The organism is Pseudomonas asuensis, from assembly GCF_014646755.1.
GTDB classification, from domain to species: Bacteria; Pseudomonadota; Gammaproteobacteria; order Pseudomonadales; family Pseudomonadaceae; genus Chryseomonas; species Chryseomonas asuensis.
Genome location: NZ_BMNW01000097.1, coordinates 1 through 585, shown reverse-complemented (window position 1 = coordinate 585; position 585 = coordinate 1). Strand labels below are relative to the sequence as shown.

Genomic DNA, 585 nt, shown 5'->3' with positions numbered 1-585 from the left:
CCAGCGACGCTGTTGAAGGATTCCCGGCAATACAGCTCTGACTTGAGCACGGCAAAAAAGCTTTCCATGGCAGCATTATCCAGGCAGTTACCGCGTCGTGACATGCTTTGAGTGAGGCCACGTCGCTCCAGGAGACGACCAAACGCTGGCATCTGATAGTGCCAGCCCTGGTCCGAATGCAAGAGGGGAGCTTCGTCGCGTCTTAAGCGCTTGAAGGCTTTGCCCATCATATCGCGCACCATATCAAATACAGGTCGCCTAGCCATCTCATAGGCCACGACTTCTCGGTTGTACAGATCCAGAACGGGGACAGGTAAAGCTTTTGGCCGCCGAGGTTAAACTCGGTAATGTCTGTCACCCACCGCTCGTTAGGCCGCTCGGCTGAGAAATCGCGATTGAGCCGGTTAGGAACCGCCCTAGACGTTGCGCCTCGGTACGCCCGGTACTTACTGCGTCGTCTAATGGTTGATCTTAATGCCAGGATACCCATCAAGCGCTGGATGGTTTTATGGTGTATCCCAATGCTTTTGATTGATAGTAGAAGGTACTGCGGGCTAGCCTGCTGCTTTGAGCAAGCAGGGCAAC

At 54.2% G+C, this 585-nt stretch carries 1 pseudogene; it reads right to left on the bottom strand.

The annotated features are described in order from the left end of the window. A pseudogene (locus tag IEX86_RS25365) lies at window positions 1-585 on the bottom strand (IS3 family transposase); the annotation flags it as partial.